Source organism: Streptomyces sp. NPDC037401 (assembly GCF_055602345.1).
In genome coordinates this window covers 167264-189077 of the sequence record NZ_JBVJWO010000008.1, presented here as the reverse complement: position 1 = coordinate 189077, position 21814 = coordinate 167264, and the positions used below count along the sequence as shown (strand labels likewise).

Below are 21814 nucleotides of genomic sequence, written 5' to 3'. Positions count from 1 at the left end.
CCGCTGGGCTCCGTACACTCGATCTTGGCGCGGGGACGTCGAGGAGAGTCACGTCCTGATGTCCCGCCTTCTCCCGCCTCCGCGCGCCGTACTTGGCTACCGGCGCGACGGCCGTCCGATCCACCCCGTCCTGGGCGCCTCTTCGGAAGACCCCTCCAACGGGGGTGAGCCGCAGGTCACCCTTGGGCAGCAGCAGCTTCAGCAGATGATGGCCCGCGAGAAGGATCAGGGGTCCCGAGCTGGCCGCCGCGACCTGGTCGAGAAGCTGGGGTTCACCTCTGCGGCCGAGCTGGAGCAGTGGGTCACGCAGCAGCGTGACGCAGAGCAGGAGCAGCTCACCGACGCGCAGCGCCGTGAGCAGGACCTCTCGGCACGGGAGACGGCCGCAGCCCAGCGTGAGGCCGCTGCTGTCTCGAGGGAGCGCAGCGCCGTCCGCCGGTCCGCGCTCGCCGGGCGAGGCGCGGTCGGCGACAACCTGGAGGATGCGGTGGCGCTGCTCCGGCTTCCTGACGACGCCGACGCCACGGCTCTCGAAGAGGCTGTCACCGACCTTCAGGGCCGCCGGCCGGAGCTGTTCCGGGTAGCCGTTCCGGGCGCCGGTCACGTTCCGCCTGCTCCAGGTGGCGCCCCGGCGTCCGCGCCTCCGGCCCGCCCCGGCGGTCCGGCTCCCAAGCCGGGTGAGGGCGGTCTCGCGATGGCTCGGCGCCGCGGCCTGCTGCCGCCGAGCTCCTGACCCGCGCGCAAGTCCGACCGCGCGCCTTCGGGGACCACGCCCCGCACTCCTCGTGGACCGCTCCACCATCAGGTGAGAGCAGGCCGCTCCTGCACATAGGAGAAGCGGCTTGATCCAGCCGACCACCACCACCGTCACCCTCACCGCTGACCGGGACTGGCTCGCCTCCCGGCACGGCACCGATTCCACCGAGACGATCACCCTCGATCTGACCAAGTTCGCCAAGAGCACCCACTACGTCGAACCCACCGCTGCCGGCCCGCACGGCTTCGTGCGTTCCGGTGTGCCTGTAGGCCGCATCACTGCGTCCGGCCTGTACGGGGCGTACGACCCTGCCGCGACCGACGGCCGTCAGGTCCTCGCTGGCCTGGTGTTCGCTGAGGCCGCGTTCACCTCTGGCCAGACCAAGATCCCGGCAGCCCTGCTCTGGCACGGGACCGCGAAGGCATCGAAGATCCCTGGCGGCATCGACGTCACGAAGATCGCCGCGAACCCGGCGGCCGCTCAGATCCGCTTCCTGGCGGTGAACTGATGAGCATCGCCGACCTGCTCAAGAACGTGTCCGTCGCGGACCTCACCGTCTACGCCCGCTCCATCCCGAACCCGCAGGACTTTCTGCTCACGCAGGCCGTCTTCGCGGAGACGCAGGTGCAGGACGTGAAGTGGCGTATCCGCAACACCAAGCGGCGCGTGAACACGGCCTCCTACCGTGCCTACGACGCGTCCGTGCCGATCGCCCGCCGTCAGTCGGAGCAGACGACCACGGAGGGCACCCTGCCCGCCCTGGGGCAGAAGCTCCTCGTGGGCGAAATGGAGCAGCTCCTCCTCGACGCGACACGCGGCGCCGACGAGGACCGACTGATCGAACTGCTCTACGACGACGTCGAGCGACATGTAGAGGCCATCCGCTCCCGCCTGGAACTCGCCGCCGGTGACGTCCTCGTGGACGGCCGCTTCACCCTGGCCGGAGAAAACGGCCTGACCGTCGAAGTGGACTACGGCGTCCCCGCGGCGAACATGCCGACCGCCCCCAAACCGTGGAGCGCACCGGACGCGGACCCGCTCGCGGACGAACTGCGGTGGATCGACTACCTCGACTCCATCGGCGCCCCGGCCCCCGAGATGGTCCTCACCTCGCGTAGGGCGGCGTCCCACCTGGCGGGCAACGGCGCCTACCGGGCCGCGTACTACGGCACCCCGGCCGGCGGGCAGACTCCGACGTCCGCGCTCACCCCGGAGCAGGTGAACTCCGTGCGCGGCACGTACGGACTGCCGCCGATCACTCTGTATAAGGCCCAGGTGTGGCAGGACGACGTGTCCAAGCGGGTCCTGCCCGAGGACAAGTGGATCCTCCTGCCGCCGGACCGCCAGCGGTGGGGTCAGACCCAGTACGGCACCACCGCCGAGTCCCTGGCCCTCTCTCGCGGCACCGATCCGCAGATCGAACGGCAGGAAGCGCCGGGCATCGTGATCACGCGGGATGCGCAGGATGACCCGGTGCAGATCTGGACCAAGGGCGCCGCCGTCGCCATGCCGGTCCTGGCTTCGCCGGACTGCCACATCACGGCGACGGTCCTGTGAGCGCCGCCGTGAAGGCTCTCGGCGTCCTCGCTGCCACGGTCCACGTCCTCGATCCGGTCGAGCGCGTCCCGCTCGTCCTGACACCGGGCACAGAGGTGACGGACCCAGCCGTCGCCGAGCAGATCACCAACCCTGCGTGCTGGGAGACCGAACCGGCTCCGCCGAAGACCACCCGCAAGACGACGTAGCACCCGGTCGGGGAGGAGCAGTCCGCTCCTCCCCGGCCCCGTACGTGGAAGGACCACATGGACACCGAGGTACTGCGCTGGCTCCTGGCCCAGCTCGGGCCCGACACCGACCCGAGCGACCTCGCGCAGAGATATGACCGCTTGCACTCGGCTCGCGCCACCGCGCGGGAGGTCCTGACCGAGCGGATCAGCACCCTCCTGGCCGAACCTCTTCGCGTCACCGTCAACGGGATCGCCACGATCGACCAGTCCGGCAACGTGGCCGCCCTCGAACGACGCCTTCACCAACTCGCCGGGCAGGCCGCACCGGATGACGTGGCCGAGGGCTCGCTTGAAGTCTTCACAGGCATACCGCTGGTTCCGCGCCAGCGGCGGTGAACGATCCGCGTTCGGCCCCCTCACCGGGTTCGGGCGTCGTATCGTCGCGGCGACCGCTACAGGTGAGGGGGCTCCTGAATGACCGCTGATGACGTGAACCGCGCTGCCTGGCAGCTGTACGGCCGGCATCACCTGGACCGGCAGACCGAGCTGCCCGAGGTGGACCGGATCGACTGGGCGGGCTGGGGCACCGGGCCCGGGTCCGAGTTGCTGGGTCCTGTCACCGGGGTCCGCGTCCTGGACGTCGGGAGCGGTGTAGGCAGGCACGCGGCACACCTGGTGCGCGACCACGGCGCCGTGGTGGACGCGATCGACGCTTCGGCCACCCAGCACCAACGGGCCCAGGACCGGTACCGGGACATGGCCGGGCTGAACCTGCTGCACGGCGACGCGGTGAAGTATCTGGCCCGTGCCGAGCCCTACGACCTGATCTATGCAGTCAGCGTCTTCCCGTTCGCGGACCCCGCGCGGATCGTTCCTGCCGCTGTCCAGGGCCTGCGCCCTGGGGGACGGCTGGTGTTCTCAGCCCTGCACACCAGCGTTACCGGACAGGGGCCGGCGAGTGAGGTCGTTGCCCGGCGGGAGCTGATTCGGCTCGCGGGCGGCGTGGAGATCCCGACGGACATGTACGTGCTGGACTCCCCGGTGTGGACTGGGCTTCTCACGGGTGCCGGGCTGGTCGTCGACGAGGTGCTGACGCTGGACTACGAGGGGGAGGCCCCTGTGTCGTTCCGCGTGTTCAGCGGCCACCGGCCGTAGAGGGGCTACCGGAGCCGTGGGTCACCGCAAACTGGTGGGCCTCAGCCAGGATCCCGACAAGGGCAACCACCTGGCCGGCAGCGAGACGGTGCATGCGCTCAAGTACTTGGGCTTCGTCCAAGGAAGCGATCCAGGCGTGCAGGGCATCTCGCCCCGGGCTGTCCGGTAGCGGCGCGAGAAGGTCAACAAGGCTTGCGCGCGAGACTGCGGCGCTGATTCTGGCGGTCGCACGGTCGGCTGCTGGGGTGCGTCCTGCGCCGAGCAGGGCTTGGCGGGCGTCGTTGTGGCCCGTGGTGATATCCAGCTGCGGAGGCAGGTTCGACACGTCAGCTGCCCCCGTGACCAGGATCGGGATGGCTACGGTGCGCACCCACTTCTCCAGAGCCCCCAGCTCAGCTGCGGCTACGACCCAGGCCTCGGTGTGGGGGCGCTGCAGCGCAACCGTGGGGAACACGTTCAGGAAGATCCGCTCTCCGCGAGGAACGGTGGCCAGGACGCTGCCCTGTGTCAAGGCGATGCTGCGGCCGGCACCCGGATCCGGAGCAATCGCCACTTCGACGCCTTGGTCCGGGGTGTCGGGGTAGACGGCCCCGACACGCGTGGCGGCGAGGGCTGGCATACGGTGCTTGGCCAAGTTGGTGTGCATCGCCAGGAGCCTGAGCGGGTGATCGTCGATGTCCGTCTGCTGGAAGGGCTGCAACCGGCGGAGACGTTCAACCAGCGGTTGTCCGGCCACCAGCGGGGGGATGTCGGCCCGCCGCCGCCCTCTCAGCCACTGATCGAAATCGCGCTCAGTCGCACTCGCAGGGACCTCGATCCGGGGTGCCTCCTCCCTGGCCAACGGCCTGCCGAGAAGGGACTCGACTTCGGCGTACAGGGTGTGCTCCAACGCAGCGCGAAGCTGTGTGAGGGCGTCGGCCACCAGACGTGGGATAGCGGCGGGCAGTGGTGCGATTGCCCTGACCACCAGGTGCGACCGCTCGCCTTCCGCGACTTCTCCCAAGGTGAGCGGGCCTTGCTCGGAGTACGCGTGTATGAGGCGGATGGTCTGGTCGATGGTGTGGTCCACGTGGGCCAGAGTGTGGGTGACGTGGAGTTGGTGATCAGGAAGCCAGCTGTAGGCGGCATCAGGGTGGCTCATGGGCAGAGCGTAGCCAGCCTCTGGTCCGCCCGACGTCGGGATATTCGACGCTTCCGGGTTCGCTAACGGGCAGAAGAGAAAACGGTCAGCCCGCCCCGCGTGGGCAGGATCGGCAAACCCAGCCCGACCGTCGCACCGCAGATGGTCGGCGCGTGGATTCGTGACCCGCGGAGCACCGGATGCGGTGCGTGGCATGGACACCCCGCCACCTCGAGTCCAGGAGAGTCGCGCCGGCCGCAGAGAGACTTTCCCGGAAGGCTGCCTCCGCGGCCTCGGCGCATCGTCGGGCACAGACCCGGCAGATTCCTTGCCCTTGCTGAAGGTTGGCCGGGCGAGGAGTCACGAGATGCCCAGCGGCGCAACGTACAGCGTGTGGTTCTGAGTTACCCAGCCAGGAGGCTTCCAGGAGCTGGGCGCCAGCATCGGCCAGCAGGGCCTTGAACGCCTTCTCCGCGCGTAATGAGTTCGCGGGGCGCGATGGGTGCACGTGCTCTCCCATATCGTGCAGTTTGTGGGCGTCCTACGGTACGCGCGGGAGCGCGCACATTCGGTTTGTCAGACCAGGATGGGGTGGGTATCGCGCCACGGTGCGGGGAGCGGAAACGGTAGTGCCCCGCTACTCCGAAGAGGGCGGGGCACACGGGTCCGATAAGCACAGCAGCCAGCTTTGATTAATGGACATCGCTCACGCTACGGCAGCGAACGTGACGGTCCCTGGCCAGCACTTCAGGGTCCGACTGGTGTGGTTCGGCGAAGGCGGGCGCGGGCAGCCCGGACCCATCGCCCAGGCAGGGCGGCAGCCGTGCGGCCGGTGCGTCGCCAGCGCGGCACCGGCGTGGTTGCTGCGTTCCGCACGGCCTCGCGGAAGGCCCGGAGCCGCTGGTCGAGCGCCGCTTGGCTCCGGTGCTGAAGTAGCGCATCCAGCACGGCGTCGGTGGTGGATTCGACAGCAGGGTCTGCGTGCCGGGCCAGGGGCATAGCGACGCGGAGGGCATGCTTGAGGGAATCGCTGACGTCCGCAGCTGCGCGGTTGCGCGCCCGGTCCAGGTAGGCGAGGAGAGCTGTTGATCGAGCTGCGGCTTCCCACGTCGCGGATGCGCCGCTTCGTCGCGGGTCCAGCATGCCGGCGGCGAACTGGGCTCCGGCCATCATCGCGGCCTTCAGCAAGGGCTTCCGGCCGTTCCAGAGGTAGTCGTTCGTGTAGCCCGTTACCCGTACGGCCAGGGCGGCGCTAGCGAACTCGTCCGCCTGGGCTTCCAACTCCTCGCGGGCCTTCTGGTCATCTCGCCGCCGTGTGGCCCGGGCGTTGAGGTGCGCACCGAGGGCAGTCGCCGCGATCGCGGTCATGAGGGCTACCGGCCACCCCCACAGTGCGATGATCTGTTCCGTTTTCACGCGGCCAGGATGTCGACGGCAGGGGGCGGCTGTACGGCGAAGGCCCAGGTTGGCGTGCGCTTCGCACACCTACTGTCCAGAGCATGAGCAAGTTTGATCAGTCCCGTCGCATTCGGATCGCCGCGCCCCACGATGAGCCTCCGGTGATCGAGCTCGACGGCCAGGACGTTTCCGCCGCTGTAGAGGTCTACAGGGTCATGCAGGCCCCGGGTGAAGCCCCGGAGGTCACCCTGTACGTCAACACCGAGTGGCAGGGGTTCGGCTTCGACGGGCTCGCGGAGGTGATGGCGGAGCCGGCGGATCTGCGGCATGTGGTGATCGGGTTCCTTGACGCGGTGGAGTGGCAGAAGCTCGACCAGGCCGTACTGAACCGCGATGACCTGGACGGCCAGCCTGGGGAGCTGACCCGCGGGCTGTTGGCCCAGCTGCGGGAGTGGGCGGCCAGTGCTTAACGTTCGCGGCATCGCCCGCTTCGCTGATCGGCACATGATGCCGGACAAGGTCCGCGTGACTCGGGCCGGCGGGGAAGAGGTCTTGGACCCGAGCACGGGCGAGCTCCGCCCTGCCGCGCCGCTCGTCGTGTACGAGGGCAAGGCCGGGCTGTATCCGCAGCAGGAGAAGATCCGCTCCCGGGGCCGGGACGGAGCGTGGGCGGAGGAGATCCGAGCCGGGTATCGGCTGTTGCTGCCGGTCGATGCTGCCGAGCTGGAGGATCACGACGAGGTGCTGGTGGTCGAGGCACGCGACGTGCAGGCCGTGGGCCGGACGTACGAGGTGACCACGCTGGGCGAGGTGTCGTCCTTCCCCATGCTGCGGACGGTGTGGCTGGAGCAGCACGACCGGAGCGCATCGTGAGCAGAAAGAAGGGCTCCTTCAATCACCCTGCCGCCTTGGCGGCTGCTCTCGATCAGGGGGCGTTGGTGCTGCGCGGGGAGTCGGAGGCGGCGGTGAGATTCAGCGCGGCGGCGATCGTCGCTGCGGTCCGGGCTCGCGCGTCCGGGCGCCCGGGCCCGCGGGTGATCACTGGCCAGTACCGGGCGTCGTGGCGGTCCGAGGTCCACGGTGGTGGCCCGGTGTGGGTCGCGGAGGTTGGCACCAGCGCCCCGCAGGCCCGGAGACTGGAGTACGGCTTCGTCGGCACGGACTCGCTCGGTCGCCGGTACGCGCAGCCGCCGTTCCCGCACGCCGGACCTGCCCTTGAGGCGACGGGCCCGACCGTCTTGCGTCTTCTTGGCGTTGCTGTGGAGCGTGCCCTGTGAGCGAGCTGTCCGCCGACGTCGAGATAGCCCTGACCGAGGTTCTGGGCGGCCACGAGCGGGGGATCCTGTCCCGGGCGGTGATCGTCGCCGAGATGCTGGATGGGGACGGCGAGCGGGCGTTGTCGATCATCACTACGCCTGGTGTCACCGAATGGGATGCTCTCGGCCTGTGCCGGTACGGCGTCCTGTCGATCGAAGGCCCGGCCGCCGCGCACTTCTCCGGAGGCCCGGAGTGATCGACCGTGCACCCTTCACGGCTGCTGTACGCGCCATGTTGGCGGCGGCCACCGGAAGGCCCTGCGGGCTCGGGGCGCTCCCGCTGCTGGACGGCCGACCGGCGCCGCTGCCGTACAGCGTGCTGTACCCACTCGGCGGGCCAGTGAACGGCGCGCCGTTCTCAGATGCTTCCGAGGACGCGTCTCCCGCCTTTCAGGTGACGATCGTCGGCGCCCGGACCGACCAGGTCGAGTGGCTCGGTGACCGAGTGCGCCGTGCGCTCCTTCAGCGCACGGCGGCCGGCGGGTGGGAGTACCCCGTCACCGTTCCCGGCCTGAACGTGTGGGCTCGGGAGCTTCTCGTGGACGAGGGCGTGGACCCCGCGAGCGGGGACGTCGTGACGTGCGTCCAGCGGTACAAGTTCTCGGTGACAGCTGAGGCTTGATGCTGGCAGGGCCCCGGCTTCCAGGACTCCGCCAGCATTTGCGCGCCGTCTGGTGTGCTGGGGTCAGACGAGTGACGGCATGACGCCACGGTTCCACCGGCCGAGCCAGAACGCGGCTGCTGAGGGCTGATCCTGGCCTTCGGTGGAGCCGTCGTGAAGGAGGTACTCGGTCGGGGCCACATAGCCCTCACCGGGTGCGAGGCGTATTCGGATGATGCGGATGGGCCGGCCGCTGGCCACGTAGGTGCGGTAGTCGTCAGTGTGCGGGTATCGCTGGGTGTGGTCGGCGGGGTGGACGGCCCGGCACACCGTTTGCGCGTCGATCGCGCCGAGGATGAGGTACCGGCTGCCAGGGCCGAGGTTGAGGGCGATCCTGCGGCGCCCGGTGTGCTTGGCGGCGTACGGGAGCTTGTCCCAGTTGTCGAGGTGCAGCCCGATCAGTCGCCCGTCCTGGTAGTTGTCGGTTGTCGTGATCGCGTCGGGCTTGGCGAGGGCCTGGCCGAGGTAGACCGCGTCCGGGCCGCCGAGAGGGAGCGTGAGGTCTTCGAGCGGGAGTCCTTCCCGGTACGGGGGCCGGACGATCTCCACCAGCGTGCTGTCCAGGGGCCTGCGCGGAGCCGTGACAGCCTTGATGTCCTTCTCGGTCATGGGACGCCACTGCCCGGCCGGGACGACCGCACCGGGCTCGTAGGCAGTCTCCTCGGGGCGGGCGGTGCGGACGGTGGCGATTTCGCAGCGGGCGCGGAGCGCGGACGGGTCGCCGTAGGCGATGTGCAGGGGCACGGGGTCCTCCCGGTCAGTCGTCCCCGATGGTGATGTCGAGTTCGTTCACGAGGGCTTCGGCGAGGTCTGACTGCTGGCCTGGGTCGATGCGGACCTTGGTGAGGTTCGCGACGCCGCGGATTGCCGACAGATCGTTCTCGCGGAGGTCGGTGTTGCGGTAGCGGCCCGTGCCGAATTCGGTGAGCCGGAGCGTGCAGTCGGTGAACACGGCATCGGACAGGTCGCAGTCGGTGAACGTGGCCTCGGTCAGGACGCAGCCGATGAAGGCCACGGGCCCGGTGACGCGGACCTTCTCGAAGGTGGCGAAGTCGCCCTTGCAGCCTTCGAACAGGACGTCATCGAGTACCAGGCCGCTCAGGTTGGCGCCCATGAGCTTGCAGTCCCGGACGTGGACGCGGGTCAGCTTGCTCTCGGTCCAGCGCGCCGACCCTAGGTCGCTGCCGGTGATCTCCACGCCGTGCAGGTTGACCGACTCGAACTCGGTCCGCTTGGCCTGGATGCCCGTGATCCGGCCGGTGACGAGCTGGGTGTCCGCGAGGTCGAGCGAGCGCAGGTCGGCGTCCCCGTACGCAAAGTCCTGGACGCTGCCGCGGGAGCTGTCGAGGCTGTCGACGTTGCTGAGGTAGAGGCCGGGCTCGTCCAGCTCCGGAAGGGTGATGGTGGCGTGGCCGAAGGTGCGGGTGGCCATGATGCTCCTTGTCGTCGGGGCGGCCTCGCGCTGCCGGCGGGCCGCCCCTGTGTCGGTTGCTGCTACTTGTTCTTCCAGTTGTCCCAGCTGGGCCGGTTGTCGAAGGTGGCCGTCGGGTTGTCCCACGTCGGCCGGTTGTCGAACGCAGCGAGAGGCTTGCCGTTCTCGGCCTGCGGGGTGGGCGGGTTGCTCCGGGTGGTGTTGGCTCCGGTGTTCTCCCATCGGGCGACCGCCGCGGTACCGGCGGCCTCGAGGAGGGACTCGAAGCCCAGCGCCGAGTCCATCACGAGCGTGGCGGCGTCAGTGGGCGTGTGCACGGACATGTCGCGTGACTCCTTCGAGTAGGGCGATCTTGGCGGTGGTGCAGTACCGGGTCCTGGTGCCGTCGAACCGGCCGTCGTGCTCGAAGTACCGGTTCGCGGCGTGGGCGCCCCCGCAGAAGGCGAAGGCCGGGCAGGTGGTGCGGCAGGCGTCCACGCCCTGCCAGAACTCGGGGATCCAGGGGGTGCGTTCCTCCGCCTCGGCGACGAGGACGTCTAGGCCGTCCTTGAGCACGTTGCCGGTGGTGAAGTCGCCGAACCGGGCGTCGGTGAACCCGGCAAGCTCGGGAGAGAGCATGACCACCCCGCCGTCGTAGGCGATGGTGGGCATCGGATCCCAGGGCGCAGAGGTGGGCGTGGGCGCCGTGTTGTGGCCGCCGAGAACGGCGCTGGCGAAGTTCAGGACCCGCTGGATCTCCCGCAGCCGGATCACCGGGTTGGCCCGCCAGGCGTCCGCGAGGGCGGCCCAGAACTCCGTCGCGCGTACGGAGTCGGCGTCCTTGGCCCCGCGGTTGACACCTTCCTCCTCTTCGACGTTGACGCCGAGGGTGGTCACGCCCAGCTCGGCGAAGAATTCGTAGAAGCGGGCCGCGTCCGCGGGGGCCGGGTCGGAGACGACCGCGATGGCGGAGAACGGGATGCCGTGGCGGCGCAGGCGCTCGATGCCCCGCATCGTGACACGGAATCCGGGGTGGCCGGCGAGGGTGATGCGGTGGGTGTTCATGTCCTCGGGGCCGTCGATGCTGACGCCGACGTGGACCTGGTGCTCCAGCAGGAACGCGCACCACGCGTCATCCAACAGGGCTGCGTTCGTCTGGACGCTGTGCTTGACGCCCTCGAAAGGGGACATGAGCGCGGCCAGGTGCTTGCGGCCGGCGGCCAGCGGCTCCCCGCCGTCCACACGACCTCGAAGGCCGGATCGTCGGCAGCCCATTCGTTGACCGGCTTGGCGACCGCTTCCGCGACTTCGACCGGCATCAGGTGGTTCATCTTCCGGAACGGCAGGTAGCAGTACGTGCAGTCCATGGGGAGGCACTTCGTGGTCGGCTGCATGATCACAGACCGGGGCCTGTCCGCGAGCCGTAATGCAGGGTGCATCGTGCTCCTCTCGATCGGGTTCGAGTGGTGCGCCCACCCGGGAGGGCGGGTCAGCGGGCGTCGGCTTGGCGCAGTGCCTGGGGGTCGGCGACGACCCACTCCACGCCACCGCCCTCGGGGCGCAGGAACACCGCTTCGGATATGACGCGCCTGGTGCGGGGGTCTTCCCACTCGCCGACGAATTGCACGACCGCTTCGCATCCCCTGGCCGGGTCGTAGATCCGGGCGCCTTCGTGGAGCCAGGAAGGGCAGCTGCTCACGATGGCCCGCCCTCTCCTGCACCCCGCAGGAATCGCTCCATGCCTCGCTCGGCGCGGGCCCGCAGGGAAGGGCTGGGGTCAGGGCCGTCGGGGGTGTCGTCCCACGGCGCGTATTCGGGCTCCTGCTGCAGCGCGCCGCCCGGGCTCCGGCGGGGAACCGGGGCGGGCGCGTCATCGGCGGGCATGAGGGTGTCGAGCGTGGCGTTCCAGCCGTCCTCGCCTCCGCCCTCGGGGCACAGGCGGTAGACCGTGGTGCCGGTGTCTGCCGGGATGTTTATAACCACACCCGTACGGGAGGTGGCGGTGTCGTAGGCGAGATCGCCGCGCAAAGGCCAGCGCGGGTCAGGATCATCAGCTGGATGTCGTACGCGGTCAGGGTCAGTGCGACGCGCAGAGGTCATGCAACGGAACGTATGCAGTCGGCTACCGGCGAATATGAATCCGTGGAATACCCGCAGATCAGTCCAGCGAAAAGCGTCCGGTCATGCCGCGCAGACGCTGACGGGTCGCGACCCTCTCGGCATAGATGATCTTCCGCAAGGTCGCCCGCGCGACGGGGTGGTTGCGGACCAGTTGCGGAGCGATACGTTCGGCGGTCTCCAGCTCGGTCAGGGCCTGGTCGCGGTTTCCATCCCACAGCCATGCGCGGGCGAGGTCCATGTGGTGGTGCCCGAGGCGGGAGTTCGGCAGGACCGCGATGTGCGCGGGGTCTGCTTCGCGGTTGAGGCGGAGCGCCTTCGTCTGGTCGCTCATCTCCAGGGCGGCGCTGACGCTGTGGATGATGACGTTGCCGAGGCTGAAGGTGACCGAGTGCCGGTCGTGGATCTCGGGCCCGACGTAGGCGTTTACCCGCTCGCCGGCCGTACGGGCCAGGGCCAGGCGTTCATCCGATCCGGCCGCGTTCCCGCCCCGCGCGTACGAGATCGCGGCCCGCAGGTGCAGGGCGCCCCACATGCGCAGGGCCAGCGGATCCCCGGCTTCGTACTCCGCCTCGATGCCGGCGAGTGCCTTGTCGCCGAGCGCGAGAGCGTCGTTCCAGTCGGCGGAGGCCCACGTGTCCCACATCCGCATCCACAATGTCATCGCGGGCATCACTGGGTCGCCGGACAGCTGTGCCGACCAGGTGGCCCGTTCGCAGGCCATCGCGACAAGCTCGGGGTGCCCGAGGGCATGGGCGGCAGTGTGGGCGAACTTGCAGGCCACCGCGTAGATCGCGAAAGCCTCTTCACGCTCGTGGCCGGCGGACACCTCGGCAAGAGCGCGGGCCTCCCGCAGCATGTCGGGCAGCTCGCTCAGCACGGCCCCGTTCGCCGCCGCGTCACGCAGCCGCAGAAGGCGCTTCATGTCATGCCACAGCAGCGCGGACGGGCGCGGGGTTCCGTCGAAGACGGGGGCAAGGTCGTAGCGGCGCAGCTCTCGCAGGATGGAGGCCGCGGACACCTGCCACTTGGTCTCGGCTCCGCCCCCTGTGTACGGACGCTCGATCAGGGTGTTCGGGTGGCAGTGCAGGGCGGCGGCCACCGCGTTGATCAGCCCCGCCCGGTCCAGCTCGATCCGGCCCTTCTCCAGCTTGGACACCCAGCCCTGGGTCCGGCCCAGTGCGGCAGCGAGGTCGGCCTGCGTCATCCCGAGAGAGAGCCGCTGCCGCCGGACCCGCTGCCCGATCCGCTCTTGTTCCTCGATGTACCCGCTCACACCCGCCACCCCGATCCGCGACCACACGTCTGACGCGAAGGTACCGCCGCGACGGGGCGAGAGGCGGCCTTTGGCCCACGGATCCCACTCAGCGAGAACGATCGGCGCGCGTGGGGAGCCTGACCAGCCGCAGGGCAGGGGGCCCTCGGGGCGGAGGACCCCCGCTGCGCGGCCCCCGGGGGCGGAAGCCCACGCGTAGTGGTCTCCCGCCCCCTGAACTAAGTCAGACGCGCTCGGGGAGGCGGACAACTTCCTCGTCCTGGCCTTGATCGAGCTCGGCCGGCGCCACACGGTCCGCGATCACTCGGCGGAGCCGCGTCACCTTGGGCCCCCAGAACTCGCGGGTGAGACCGATGAGCCGCTTCGTCACGGGCGGTCCGAGGACCGCCGCACCGAGTGCGACGAAGGTTGATTCCACCCCGTTCTCCGTGATCGCGGAGATGGTGATGTTGATGAGCTGCACTGGAACTCCATGTCGATGAACAGGCGCAGCAGCCGCCTGTTCCGGAGATCAGGCAGCGAGCGCCCAGGGGTGTACTGGGGCATCGAGGTGGAGACCGGGCTGCGGCCCGCGTGGGATCTCAGGCGAGGCCATCCTGAGCAGTCCACATGGCGATGTGTCGTGGGGTGGTAGGTAGGAGACGAACTCGTAGCTGCCGACCCCCAGCAACCGGTCCAGGACCCTTTGGATCTGCCGCTTCAGACGGGCGAGCTTGCGGCCGAGCCTTGCGAGGTCGGCGCTGGACATTCGTTGCAGCGTTTGGGCCAACTGGCTCTGAAACACGTCGAGTACGTGCGGCTGCTCCAGAGCAGGGAGCGCCAGGCTGCTCGGCGGTCCCTGGCTGTCCGGCGGAATGGGCGTCGGCAGTGTGGTGAGTGCGGGAGGGGTTGGACCGCCGATGATCCAGCCTTCAGCGCGAAGGTCGCGGACCCTGCGGTCCTTCAGCTCCACGTCAACGCCGTGCCCGATAGCCGTTGTTGCCTGCAAGAGCTGAAGGGTTGCGGCGCGGCGGCCTACGCCAGGCGATACAACGAGCGGGTTGACGGGCTGCTCGGAAAGCCAGCGCGCAGACCTGATCATGGTTGTCTCGGTGGCTGTCCAGTCCGGCTCGAGGGCGACGAGGACACAGCCCGCGGCCGCCCTGGCGGGCGCCGTCTGCTCCGTGTGCGGGCCGTGGTCGGTCACGTGGCGATCCTAGCGTTCCAGCGGTCAAGTTGAGGCTGATCCGACCGTCATTTGGACGCCGGTAGGCTGATCAGGTAGGGCTCGCTGGTCACCGCCAGCGGGTTACACCCTCACCGCGGAGGCCCCGCGCGGACGCCCAACCCGATCAACGGGTGGGCCGGTTCCCCGACATCGTCGAGGGACGGGGGCCTCCCTGACGTGCGGCTGCCGTCCCGGAATCGGACAGCAGACCTTGCAGATCCAGAAATACTCCCGGCGCGGAGTAACGCGCATCCTGTGGCTGAAGACGGTCAAAGACTCTGGCCACCTTCCTACTCGGGCGGAACTGACCGCCGGAACGGACCTGACGAACGCGGTCGCCGCGATCGACGGCTGGTCGCTGTCGAACCAGGCGATCGAGACCCCCGACCTGGGGAGCACCTTCGAGTCGAAGATCCCCGGCGTCGACCAGGCCGACGACTCGTCCCTCGGCTTCTACGAGGACAAGGTCGCCGACGAGATCGAGCAGCTGCTCACGAAGGACTCCACCGGCTGGGTGGTCTTCCTCCGCAAGGGCGATGTACCTGCCTCTCGGTCGATGGACGTCTTCCCGGTCCGCATCGGCTCCCGGTCCCCGCAGTACTCCGTCGACAACGAAGCCGCGAAAATGACCGTGGCCTTCTCGATCACGGAGAAGCCGCTCCAGGACGCGCCCGTACCGGCCGCCGCGCCGAAGCCGTAACCGCCCCGCCCTCCCCTTCCCGGCCGGGCGGCGCCCTTCGCCCGGCCGGGACCTCCCCCACCACGGAGCTCCCGATGACCAGCACCACCCCCACCGAACCGACGACCTCACCGGCCGCCGGCCGCGACGATCACTGGGCGCGCAAGCTCGCCCGGCTCCGAGCCCGACAGCTGCCCGAGCAGCTCCTTCAGCTGTGCGACGACATGGCGGCAAAGCAGCGCCTGGACCGGGCGAAGCTGGACGTGGCCCGGCTTCGGATGGCTGACGCGGAGACTGGCGGCGAGCAGAAGGAGCTGGAGGCGGCGGAGGCCGAGCTCGTCGCCGCGCAGGAGGCTTTCGACGAGGTGTCGGTCACGCTCTCCTTCCGGGCTCTGCCCCGGCCGGCACTGGATGGGCTGATACGGCAGCATCCGCCGACGGAGGACCAGGCCGAGGATGGCGACGCCTGGAACCCGACGAGCTTCCCGGCCGCGCTGGTCTCCGAGGCCCATGTCGAGCGGGACGACGACGGACAGGAGGTCGACGGCATGACCGTGCAGGAGGCTCAGGACCTCTTGGACAACTGGCCGGTCGCGGAGTCCAACAGCCTGTTCGCGGCAGCGTGGCAGGCGCAGCAGATCAACCGTGCGACGGCCGGTGAGGTGGGAAAAGGCTGATCGCTGACGAGCGGCTGCGCGCGGAGCTAGAGCTGTGCGACCGGTACCGCATCCCGCACTCGTTCTTCGTCGGTGCGGGGGACGGCCGGTGGTCGGAGTCGGACCGGGTCAAGGCGTTGGCGTTCGAGGCGTACCGGCGCAGCGTGTGCGAGCAGTGCGGGACACGGGCCGCCGAGTGGGACGAGGAGCACGGTGGGGACCGCTTCGCGTACGTCACGACGACGGTTCGGTGCGTGGGCTGTGAGCTGATCGCGACCGAGCAGCAGACGGTGCCCGAAGGTCCGGACGGGTACGGCGTCCGGATCGGTCTGGTTCCGCGCAGGGCCTGGGAGGCGCAGCAGGCCGCACGCTGACGCCCGTACGCTGATCTTCAACAGCGTGCGGGCTTCGGCCGGCGCGTACCGCGTGGGGCGGTAGGGGCGCATCCGAAGGGGCGCGGGGAGTTAGGGCACCGGACCGGTGTCGTCCTACACGCTCAGCGTGCAGATGCGCGCTGACGCCGCGAACCTGCTCTCCAGCATCCGAGGCGCCTCCGGCGCCCTGCGTTCCCTCGGCCGCGATGTCGACGCTGTCCACCGCACCCTCGGTCGCGTCGGCTCTGGTGCTTCCGGGCTGCGCGGCATCGCTGCCGATTCCGACGCCGCGCGCCGAGGTCTGCGGCAGGTCGCTTCAGATGGCGATGCCTCCATGCGGCAGCTGCGCCGGGGCCTGCTCGGCGCCCGGCAGGAAGCCCACCACCTTCGGAACCTCGTCGTCGGCGGCGGCATCGTTGCCGGGTTCGCAGAGATAGCCAAGGAGGGCAACGAGTACCAACGCGCCATCCAGAAGTGGGGCGCCGTTACCGGGGCCTCCGGCCAGGAGATGGTGATGGCCGCGGCCAAAGCCCGCGAGCTCGGCGCCGACCTCACCATCCCCGGCACGTCGGCCACCAAGGCCGCGGACGCGATGCTGGAGCTGGCCAAGGCCGGCCAGACCGCGACCTCTTCCATAGCGAACGGGCGCGCCGCCATGCAGCTGGCTGCCGCCGACAACCTGTCCGCCGCAGACGCCGCGAAGTATCTCGGTGACGTCATGGATCAATTCGGACTCAGCTCGAACCATGCGGGGCGCGCAGCCGATGTCCTCGCGTCCGGCGCGAACGCGGCGTCTGGTGGCCTGAAGGACATCTACTACGCGATGTCCTACACCGGGCCCGTCGCTGCTCAGCTCGGTGTCTCCATTGAGGACACCGCGACGGCCGTCGCCATGCTGGCCCGTTCCGGCATCCTCGGCTCCAAGGCAGGAACGTCCCTTCGCGGCATCTTTACGAACCTGGCCGCCCCGACGAAGCGGATGAAGCAGGGCCTGGCCGAGCTGGGCATCGAAGCCTGGGACGCGCAGGGGAACTTCAAGGGCCTTCGTGAGGTCGTCGAAGGGTTCGAGAAGGCGGGGCACCGGCTCACCGACAAGGACTTCGCCGCGGCGATGTCGAAGGTCGTCGGCAAGCCCGCCCTTCAGGGCGCTTTGGCTCTGGCGCACCAGGGCACCGAGGCGTTCGACCAGATGCGGACCGCGATCGGGCGTACTGGTGCGGCCGGTGAGATCGCGGAGTCCCAGACCAAGGGCCTCGCCGGTGCGGTCACCCAGCTGAAGAGCCAGTGGAAGACGACAGGCCAGGTCCTCTACACGTCTGCTGCGCCCGGCCTGGAGAAGGTCACCCGCCTGCTCACGGCTGGGCTCGGCGCGGCAACGCCTGCGCTGGCCGGCGGGCTGGACTACCTGCACGACCTCTACACGCTGGCGAAACCGTCGGCGTCGGCGGCCATCGCGGAGGGCTTCGACGCGATCCGGGACGCGGCCGGGGGCATGGGCGGGCCGCTGAAGGACCTGGCCTTCGATGCGCTCGCGTCCGCGATCAACGTGGTGGTCAACGCTGGCCGTGCCGGGTTGGACATCCTCGAGAACCTGGGCGATGGCCTGTCTCCCATCGCGGAGGCTCTGGCCGAGGTCACTGGTGAGGCCGGGGCTGGGGCGACCGCGCTGGACATCGTCACCACCGCCCTGAACATGGCCAGCGCCGGGGCATCGGGTCTCTCCGAGGTCCTGGGGCCGATCGGCCAGGTCGTGGCCTGGCTGGTGCAGGGGTTCGGGGCGCTGCCAGGCCCGGTGCAGACCGCGATCATCGCCATGCTGATGGCGAACCGGGTCGCGCCCGTCATGAGCCGTCTGGCTGGCACCGTGTCCGGTCCGGTCGTCGGCGCCTACCGGTCGTGGGGCGACCAGATGCGTGTGCAGTCGGCGCTGGCCGAGCGGCAGGGGCAGTCGGTCAGCCGTATCGGTCAGCACTTGGCCGTGCTCCAGACGCGTGTGCCGATCATCGGGCAGATGAGCGCGGCGTTCCGTGCGGCGGAGGGTCCGGCTCAGGGTCTTGCCCGGTCGATCGGTGTCGGCCTCGGTGGTGCGGCCCGAGGTCTCATGGGTGCGTTGGGCGGGCCGTGGGGTGTCGCAATCGCGGCGGCCGGCGTGGGTCTGTCGATGCTGGCCTCCCATCAGCAGAAGGCCGCGCAGGCGGCAGCCGAACACCGGTCGCGGATCAGCAGCCTGTCGCAGGCGCTGCGGGAGTCGAACGGAGCGATCAACGACAACGTGCGCTCCGTCGCCGCGCAGGCCGTGATGGAGGCCAAGGTCCTCGACGGCAAGGCGCGACTGGTCGACGTCATGGGCAAGGTCGGAGTCTCCGCCCGACAGCTCACGGACGCTTACCTCGGCCAAGACGGCGGACTCGATTCCCTCCAGAACCGGCTGCGGGAGACGGCGGCTGCGAACCGCGAGTTCGTCACCCAGGGCCGTGCCCAGAAGTGGCAGTTCACCGAGACGGGCAAGAGCTACGACCAGGCCGCGCGCGCTCTGGGGTCGGTCAGGGGCGAGATGTCGCAGGCCGTCACCGACGCGAAGAACTTGGCGGACGCCCAGGCATCGGGGGCGAAGTCCGCCGCCGACTCGGTGGGCCCGTTCGGGAAGTTCTCCGACGCGATGCGGCGGCTGTCTGACACCACCGCTGACGCGGACTCGCGGGCCCGCGCTCTGCACGACGCACTGAACATCCTGGCCGGCGGATCGGTGAACCTGTCGGCGGCCGAGGCCCGGCTGAACCGTTCCGTGCTGGACGCCAGCGAAGCCTTGAAGGGTGGCGTCGACCACGCGGAGGGATACGGCAAGGTCCTTCTGAACATGGACGGTTCTCTGTCCACGGTCACTCGCAACGGCCAGAAGCTGTACGACCTCCTTCAGGGGCTGTCCACGAACAGCGCGGATGCGGCGCTCGCCGCCTACCAGTTCGCTGAGGCCAACGGGAAGTCCGTTCCGGAGGCGCTCCAGGCTGCGCAGAAGCAGATGGCGACCGCGCGGGAATCGGCGATCGCCACGGCGCAGGGGTTCGGGCTGACCGCCGAGCAGGCCGCGAACCTGGCCGACAAGGCGGGCCTGGTCCCCGAGAAGGTGTCGATCCTGCTTCAGACCGCCGGCATGGATGCGTCGATGGCCGAGCTGATGGCGGTGCAGCAGGCGCTGAAGGCGACGCCGGACAAGAAGACCGTCACCATCTCGACCCTGTCGAACGAAGCACGCGCCGAGCTGGAGAAACTGGGCTTCAAGATCGCCGACATGAAGGACCGGACGGTGCAGGTCACCGCGCCGACCGATCTGGCGCGCGCAGACCTGGACGCCCTGATCGCGAAGATCAGCGCGACGCCGGGCTCCAAGCACGTCCAGACCACCGCGGGCACATCGGCGACGATCGCGAGCCTGGAAGCCGTCAAGAGCGCCATCGGCAGCGTGCCCGGCTCGAAGTACGTCACCGTGGCCGCGCCGACCGAGGGCGCCCGCCAGCAGCTCACCGACCTCGGGTTCAAGATCACCGAGATTCCGGGCTCGAAGAACGTGAACGTGGCCGTTCCCACCGGCACGGCCACGGGCAACATCAGCGCGATTCAGGGTGCGATCAACTCCCTGACCGGCCGGACGGTGACGGTCACCACCGTCCACAACAGCATCTGGACGACTTCCGGTTCGCGGGGGCCTGGCCCCTGGTCGGATGGCTATCGCTTCGAGGCGGACGGCGGGGTCGTGTCGTACTACGCCGAGGGCGGTGTCCGATCGGAGCAGCACGTTGCGCAGATCGCCCCGGCCGGATCGTGGCGGGTGTGGGCGGAGCCGGAGACGCAGGGCGAGGCATACATTCCGCTCGCCGGCAGCAAGCGGACCCGGTCGAAGGCGATCCTCGGAGAGGTCGCGCGCCGCTTCGGCGGGGAGATCAGCTACTTCGCGGGCGGCGGCCTGTCGGACTGGAGCTACCAGCCGTCACCGTCGCCGAGCTGGGGCAGCGGCTCAGGCCTGCGGTCGAAGTCCATGCGGAAGGACAAGAAGGGCAACGAGACCTTCGACCTGGCCCTGTTCGAGAAGAACCTGCGGGAGTCCGCGGCGAAGACGGAGCGGTGGCGCGCCGACCTGTCCACGATCGCTTCCCGTGCCGGCCAGGACGTGGCCGATGCCCTGGAGGAGATGGGCGAGGACGGTATCGAGCTCACCGGGAAGATGGCGAAGGGCTCGACCAAGTACATCAACGAGATGGCGGAGCAGCTGAAGAAGCTGTCCGGGGCCGCCCGGGTGTCCCTGGCCGACTACGCCCACCAGCTCGGCAACGCGGTCAAGAACGCCGACGCCTTCCAGTCGAACCTGTCCAAGCTCGCCGCCGCCGGATACGGCTCGCTGGCAGCTCGCCTTGCCGAGCAGGGCGACGAGGCTGCGGAGAAGCTGGCCGAGCAGGCGGTCAAGGACCCGAAGAAGGCCGCCGAGGCGGACAAGGCGTCTCGGGCCGCCGACAAGGCATTGTCCGGGGATCAGCTCACCGACCTGGTGAAGATCATCTCCGCTCTGTCCACCGGGCGGGGCATCCACTACGTCGCCGAGTCCACGGGGATTGAGGAAGACCGGCTGATTGAGGTCGCCAACCTGGCCTCGTCCCAGCTGCGCGGGGTCGGTTCGCGGGCCGAGCGGTTCTTGGCCGACCTCGCGCGGGCAAACCGTGGCTTGTCCTACGCCAACGGCGGCATCTGGGAGCCGGGGATCTTCAACGGGTCGGGCCGTGGCCTGATCAAATTCGCCGAGGGTGAGACGGTCGCAGAGTCTTTCATCCCGCACGCGGCGTCGAAGCGGAGCCGGGCGACGGACGTGCTGGCCGAGACGGCGGGACGCTTCGGATTCGGCCTGACGCCGCAGCGTCTGGTTGATGCTGGCGCGGGCCGGCCGCAGGTCGTGGTGGTGCAGCAGGCCCCGGCGATCGGCACGCAGACCATCCACGTGTCGAAGGCGGCTGCGACCGCCAGCGACATCGCGGCCTCGGTGGCGTATCAACTTCGCCGCGCGAAGAGGGGCGGCCTGCGATGAGCGCCGCCTTGAAGGACTTCCAGGTCGAGCTGGGTGGCGTCGTCCTCGGCCATGACACGTCCATCCCGATCGCGGAGGTGGAGGGCCTGGGCAGGGCCCCGGTGCGCGGAGAGCTGGTCTCCCGGCCGGGCTCGGATGGGTTTTGGGCCGGTTCGGACTGGTACGACGCCCGGACGGTCCGTATCGACTGCGCGATCAAGACGCCCGGCGATCCGGCTGCGGCCCGGCAGATCCTCGCTGACCTCCAGGAGGCGGCCGACGCTGCGGCGGTTCGGACTGCTCCGGGGGCGACGATGCCGCTGCGGATCAAGTGGCCGGGGAGCCCCACGCGCGTCCTGTTTGGTCGACTGCGGCGCCTTGAACCGTCCTGGGAGCAGGCTGCTTTCGGGTGGGTTCCGTTGGACGTGGAGTTCGCGGCCGATCCGCGGTTCTACGGGGACACGGTGTCGTCGCTGACGCTGTCGCTGTCCTCCCGTGGTCTGGGCGGTCTCAAGGCGCCGCTGGTGGCTCCGCTGAACACCGGCACGTCCGTGCCGAACGAGCGGCGAGGCATGGTCCGCAACGACGGGGACATGCCGGCGTGGCCGACCATCCGGATCACGGGCCCGGTGATCAGTCCGCGGATCTACATGCCGAAGACCGGCGCGCTGCTGGAGCTGGCCGTGTCGCTGGCAACGGGCGAGCGGATCGACATCGAGACCCGGCCGGGCACCCGGTGGGCGCTCCGTAACGGCAGCGAGAACGTCGCCACCTCGCTGTCGGGTGCTTCCCGACTCGACGGGTTTCAGATCCCTCCGGGCTCCACCGAGCTGTGGTGGACCGCCCGCGGCTACTCCTCTGCCTCCCGCCTGTCCGTGACCTGGCGCAGCGCGCACATCGCTCTCTAAC

26 protein-coding genes are annotated in these 21814 nt (G+C 69.5%); 15 read left to right on the top strand and 11 right to left on the bottom strand.

Annotation, left to right across the window (positions count from 1 at the left end; translation table 11 throughout):
* Positions 1 to 58 precede the first annotated feature (58 nt).
* From ACZ7H1_RS10515 to ACZ7H1_RS10490, 6 genes are all read left to right on the top strand, one after another.
* Positions 59 to 733, top strand: coding sequence for a hypothetical protein (locus ACZ7H1_RS10515; RefSeq protein ID WP_470785432.1), 675 nt, complete (start codon positions 59 to 61; stop codon positions 731 to 733).
* Between the two features lie 109 nt (positions 734 to 842).
* Positions 843 to 1265, top strand: coding sequence for a head decoration protein (locus ACZ7H1_RS10510; RefSeq protein ID WP_470785431.1), 423 nt, complete (start codon positions 843 to 845; stop codon positions 1263 to 1265).
* A complete protein-coding gene (locus tag ACZ7H1_RS10505; RefSeq protein WP_470785429.1) occupies positions 1265 to 2314 on the top strand; it encodes a major capsid protein in 1050 nt (349 codons plus the stop codon). The genes ACZ7H1_RS10510 and ACZ7H1_RS10505 overlap by 1 nt, the downstream gene beginning before the upstream one ends.
* Positions 2311 to 2502 (top strand): hypothetical protein, encoded by a 192-nt coding sequence (locus ACZ7H1_RS10500; RefSeq protein ID WP_470785427.1) that lies wholly within the window; start codon positions 2311 to 2313, stop codon positions 2500 to 2502. Before ACZ7H1_RS10505 ends, ACZ7H1_RS10500 begins: the two co-directional genes overlap by 4 nt.
* A gap of 57 nt (positions 2503 to 2559) precedes the next feature.
* Complete coding sequence (locus ACZ7H1_RS10495) at positions 2560 to 2880, top strand: hypothetical protein (RefSeq protein WP_470785426.1); 321 nt, start codon at positions 2560 to 2562, stop codon at positions 2878 to 2880.
* Between the two features lie 78 nt (positions 2881 to 2958).
* Positions 2959 to 3639 carry a class I SAM-dependent methyltransferase gene (locus tag ACZ7H1_RS10490; protein ID WP_470785424.1) on the top strand — a complete coding sequence of 227 codons (681 nt, stop codon included), beginning with the start codon at positions 2959 to 2961 and terminating at the stop codon, positions 3637 to 3639.
* Here the strand turns inward: ACZ7H1_RS10490 and ACZ7H1_RS10485 are convergent.
* A complete protein-coding gene (locus ACZ7H1_RS10485) occupies positions 3620 to 4780 on the bottom strand; it encodes a hypothetical protein (RefSeq protein WP_470785422.1) in 1161 nt (386 codons plus the stop codon). The genes ACZ7H1_RS10490 and ACZ7H1_RS10485 overlap by 20 nt on opposite strands.
* Positions 4781 to 5506: 726 nt before the next feature.
* On the bottom strand, positions 5507 to 6175 hold the full coding sequence (locus tag ACZ7H1_RS10480; RefSeq protein ID WP_470785420.1) for a hypothetical protein: 669 nt from the start codon (positions 6173 to 6175) through the stop codon (positions 5507 to 5509).
* Between the two features lie 83 nt (positions 6176 to 6258).
* Here ACZ7H1_RS10480 and ACZ7H1_RS10475 point away from each other — a divergent pair, with 83 nt between their 5' ends.
* The 4 genes from ACZ7H1_RS10475 (at position 6259) to ACZ7H1_RS10460 (ending at position 8095) form a co-directional block, all read left to right on the top strand.
* On the top strand, positions 6259 to 6627 hold the full coding sequence (locus ACZ7H1_RS10475) for a hypothetical protein (protein ID WP_470785419.1): 369 nt from the start codon (positions 6259 to 6261) through the stop codon (positions 6625 to 6627).
* Positions 6620 to 7030: a DUF6093 family protein gene (locus tag ACZ7H1_RS10470; protein ID WP_470785417.1), complete on the top strand. Its 411-nt coding sequence runs from the start codon at positions 6620 to 6622 to the stop codon at positions 7028 to 7030. Before ACZ7H1_RS10475 ends, ACZ7H1_RS10470 begins: the two co-directional genes overlap by 8 nt.
* A 400-nt stretch (positions 7031 to 7430) precedes the next feature.
* Positions 7431 to 7670, top strand: a complete 240-nt coding sequence (locus ACZ7H1_RS10465; protein WP_443298702.1) for a hypothetical protein — start codon at positions 7431 to 7433, stop codon at positions 7668 to 7670.
* Positions 7667 to 8095 (top strand): hypothetical protein, encoded by a 429-nt coding sequence (locus ACZ7H1_RS10460; protein ID WP_470785415.1) that lies wholly within the window; start codon positions 7667 to 7669, stop codon positions 8093 to 8095. The genes ACZ7H1_RS10465 and ACZ7H1_RS10460 overlap by 4 nt, the downstream gene beginning before the upstream one ends.
* Positions 8096 to 8158: 63 nt before the next feature.
* Here the strand turns inward: ACZ7H1_RS10460 and ACZ7H1_RS10455 are convergent, their stop codons facing one another.
* The 9 genes from ACZ7H1_RS10455 to ACZ7H1_RS10415 form a co-directional block, all read right to left on the bottom strand.
* Positions 8159 to 8878 carry a hypothetical protein gene (locus ACZ7H1_RS10455; protein WP_470785413.1) on the bottom strand — a complete coding sequence of 240 codons (720 nt, stop codon included), beginning with the start codon at positions 8876 to 8878 and terminating at the stop codon, positions 8159 to 8161.
* A gap of 13 nt (positions 8879 to 8891) precedes the next feature.
* Positions 8892 to 9566 (bottom strand): pentapeptide repeat-containing protein, encoded by a 675-nt coding sequence (locus ACZ7H1_RS10450; protein ID WP_470785412.1) that lies wholly within the window; start codon positions 9564 to 9566, stop codon positions 8892 to 8894.
* Positions 9567 to 9628: 62 nt separating this feature from the next.
* Positions 9629 to 9889, bottom strand: a complete 261-nt coding sequence (gene amcA / locus ACZ7H1_RS10445; RefSeq protein ID WP_470785410.1) for a multiple cyclophane-containing RiPP AmcA — start codon at positions 9887 to 9889, stop codon at positions 9629 to 9631.
* Positions 9867 to 10787, bottom strand: coding sequence for a radical SAM protein (locus ACZ7H1_RS10440; protein ID WP_470785409.1), 921 nt, complete (start codon positions 10785 to 10787; stop codon positions 9867 to 9869). Before ACZ7H1_RS10440 ends, amcA begins: the two co-directional genes overlap by 23 nt.
* A 247-nt stretch (positions 10788 to 11034) precedes the next feature.
* Complete coding sequence (locus tag ACZ7H1_RS10435; RefSeq protein WP_443298708.1) at positions 11035 to 11244, bottom strand: hypothetical protein; 210 nt, start codon at positions 11242 to 11244, stop codon at positions 11035 to 11037.
* Positions 11241 to 11573: a hypothetical protein gene (locus ACZ7H1_RS10430; protein ID WP_470785407.1), complete on the bottom strand. Its 333-nt coding sequence runs from the start codon at positions 11571 to 11573 to the stop codon at positions 11241 to 11243. The genes ACZ7H1_RS10435 and ACZ7H1_RS10430 overlap by 4 nt, the downstream gene beginning before the upstream one ends.
* Positions 11574 to 11703: 130 nt before the next feature.
* The gene (locus ACZ7H1_RS10425; protein ID WP_470785406.1) at positions 11704 to 12939 is read right to left on the bottom strand and encodes a helix-turn-helix domain-containing protein; all 1236 of its coding nucleotides are present in this window, start codon (positions 12937 to 12939) and stop codon (positions 11704 to 11706) included.
* Positions 12940 to 13162: 223 nt separating this feature from the next.
* The gene (locus ACZ7H1_RS10420; RefSeq protein ID WP_470785405.1) at positions 13163 to 13402 is read right to left on the bottom strand and encodes a hypothetical protein; all 240 of its coding nucleotides are present in this window, start codon (positions 13400 to 13402) and stop codon (positions 13163 to 13165) included.
* A gap of 48 nt (positions 13403 to 13450) precedes the next feature.
* Positions 13451 to 14125, bottom strand: a complete 675-nt coding sequence (locus ACZ7H1_RS10415; RefSeq protein ID WP_470785404.1) for a hypothetical protein — start codon at positions 14123 to 14125, stop codon at positions 13451 to 13453.
* A 232-nt stretch (positions 14126 to 14357) separates the two neighbouring features.
* Here ACZ7H1_RS10415 and ACZ7H1_RS10410 point away from each other — a divergent pair, with 232 nt between their 5' ends.
* The 5 genes from ACZ7H1_RS10410 (at position 14358) to ACZ7H1_RS10390 (ending at position 21813) form a co-directional block, all read left to right on the top strand.
* The gene (locus ACZ7H1_RS10410) at positions 14358 to 14846 is read left to right on the top strand and encodes a phage tail tube protein (RefSeq protein WP_470785403.1); all 489 of its coding nucleotides are present in this window, start codon (positions 14358 to 14360) and stop codon (positions 14844 to 14846) included.
* Positions 14847 to 14920: 74 nt separating this feature from the next.
* Positions 14921 to 15502, top strand: coding sequence for a hypothetical protein (locus ACZ7H1_RS10405; RefSeq protein WP_470785402.1), 582 nt, complete (start codon positions 14921 to 14923; stop codon positions 15500 to 15502).
* A gap of 116 nt (positions 15503 to 15618) precedes the next feature.
* Complete coding sequence (locus tag ACZ7H1_RS10400; protein ID WP_443298715.1) at positions 15619 to 15855, top strand: hypothetical protein; 237 nt, start codon at positions 15619 to 15621, stop codon at positions 15853 to 15855.
* Positions 15856 to 15988: 133 nt separating this feature from the next.
* A complete protein-coding gene (locus tag ACZ7H1_RS10395; protein WP_470785400.1) occupies positions 15989 to 20926 on the top strand; it encodes a phage tail tape measure protein in 4938 nt (1645 codons plus the stop codon).
* The gene (locus ACZ7H1_RS10390) at positions 20923 to 21813 is read left to right on the top strand and encodes a phage tail family protein (RefSeq protein ID WP_443298717.1); all 891 of its coding nucleotides are present in this window, start codon (positions 20923 to 20925) and stop codon (positions 21811 to 21813) included. The genes ACZ7H1_RS10395 and ACZ7H1_RS10390 overlap by 4 nt, the downstream gene beginning before the upstream one ends.
* Position 21814 lies beyond the last annotated feature (1 nt).

Bases quoted from the DNA above. Each gene is read 5' to 3' on its own strand.
- ACZ7H1_RS10515 (WP_470785432.1), top strand. From the start codon at position 59: ATGTCCCGCCTTCTCCCGCCTCCGCGCGCCGTACTTGGCTACCGGCGC.
- ACZ7H1_RS10505 (WP_470785429.1), top strand. From the start codon at position 1,265: ATGAGCATCGCCGACCTGCTCAAGAACGTGTCCGTCGCGGACCTCACC.
- ACZ7H1_RS10495 (WP_470785426.1), top strand. From the start codon at position 2,560: ATGGACACCGAGGTACTGCGCTGGCTCCTGGCCCAGCTCGGGCCCGAC.
- ACZ7H1_RS10490 (WP_470785424.1), top strand. From the start codon at position 2,959: ATGACCGCTGATGACGTGAACCGCGCTGCCTGGCAGCTGTACGGCCGG.
- ACZ7H1_RS10485 (WP_470785422.1), bottom strand. From the start codon at position 4,780: ATGAGCCACCCTGATGCCGCCTACAGCTGGCTTCCTGATCACCAACTC.
- ACZ7H1_RS10475 (WP_470785419.1), top strand. From the start codon at position 6,259: ATGAGCAAGTTTGATCAGTCCCGTCGCATTCGGATCGCCGCGCCCCAC.
- ACZ7H1_RS10450 (WP_470785412.1), bottom strand. From the start codon at position 9,566: ATGGCCACCCGCACCTTCGGCCACGCCACCATCACCCTTCCGGAGCTG.
- amcA (WP_470785410.1), bottom strand. From the start codon at position 9,889: ATGTCCGTGCACACGCCCACTGACGCCGCCACGCTCGTGATGGACTCG.
- ACZ7H1_RS10405 (WP_470785402.1), top strand. From the start codon at position 14,921: ATGACCAGCACCACCCCCACCGAACCGACGACCTCACCGGCCGCCGGC.
- ACZ7H1_RS10395 (WP_470785400.1), top strand. From the start codon at position 15,989: ATGCGCGCTGACGCCGCGAACCTGCTCTCCAGCATCCGAGGCGCCTCC.
- ACZ7H1_RS10390 (WP_443298717.1), top strand. From the start codon at position 20,923: ATGAGCGCCGCCTTGAAGGACTTCCAGGTCGAGCTGGGTGGCGTCGTC.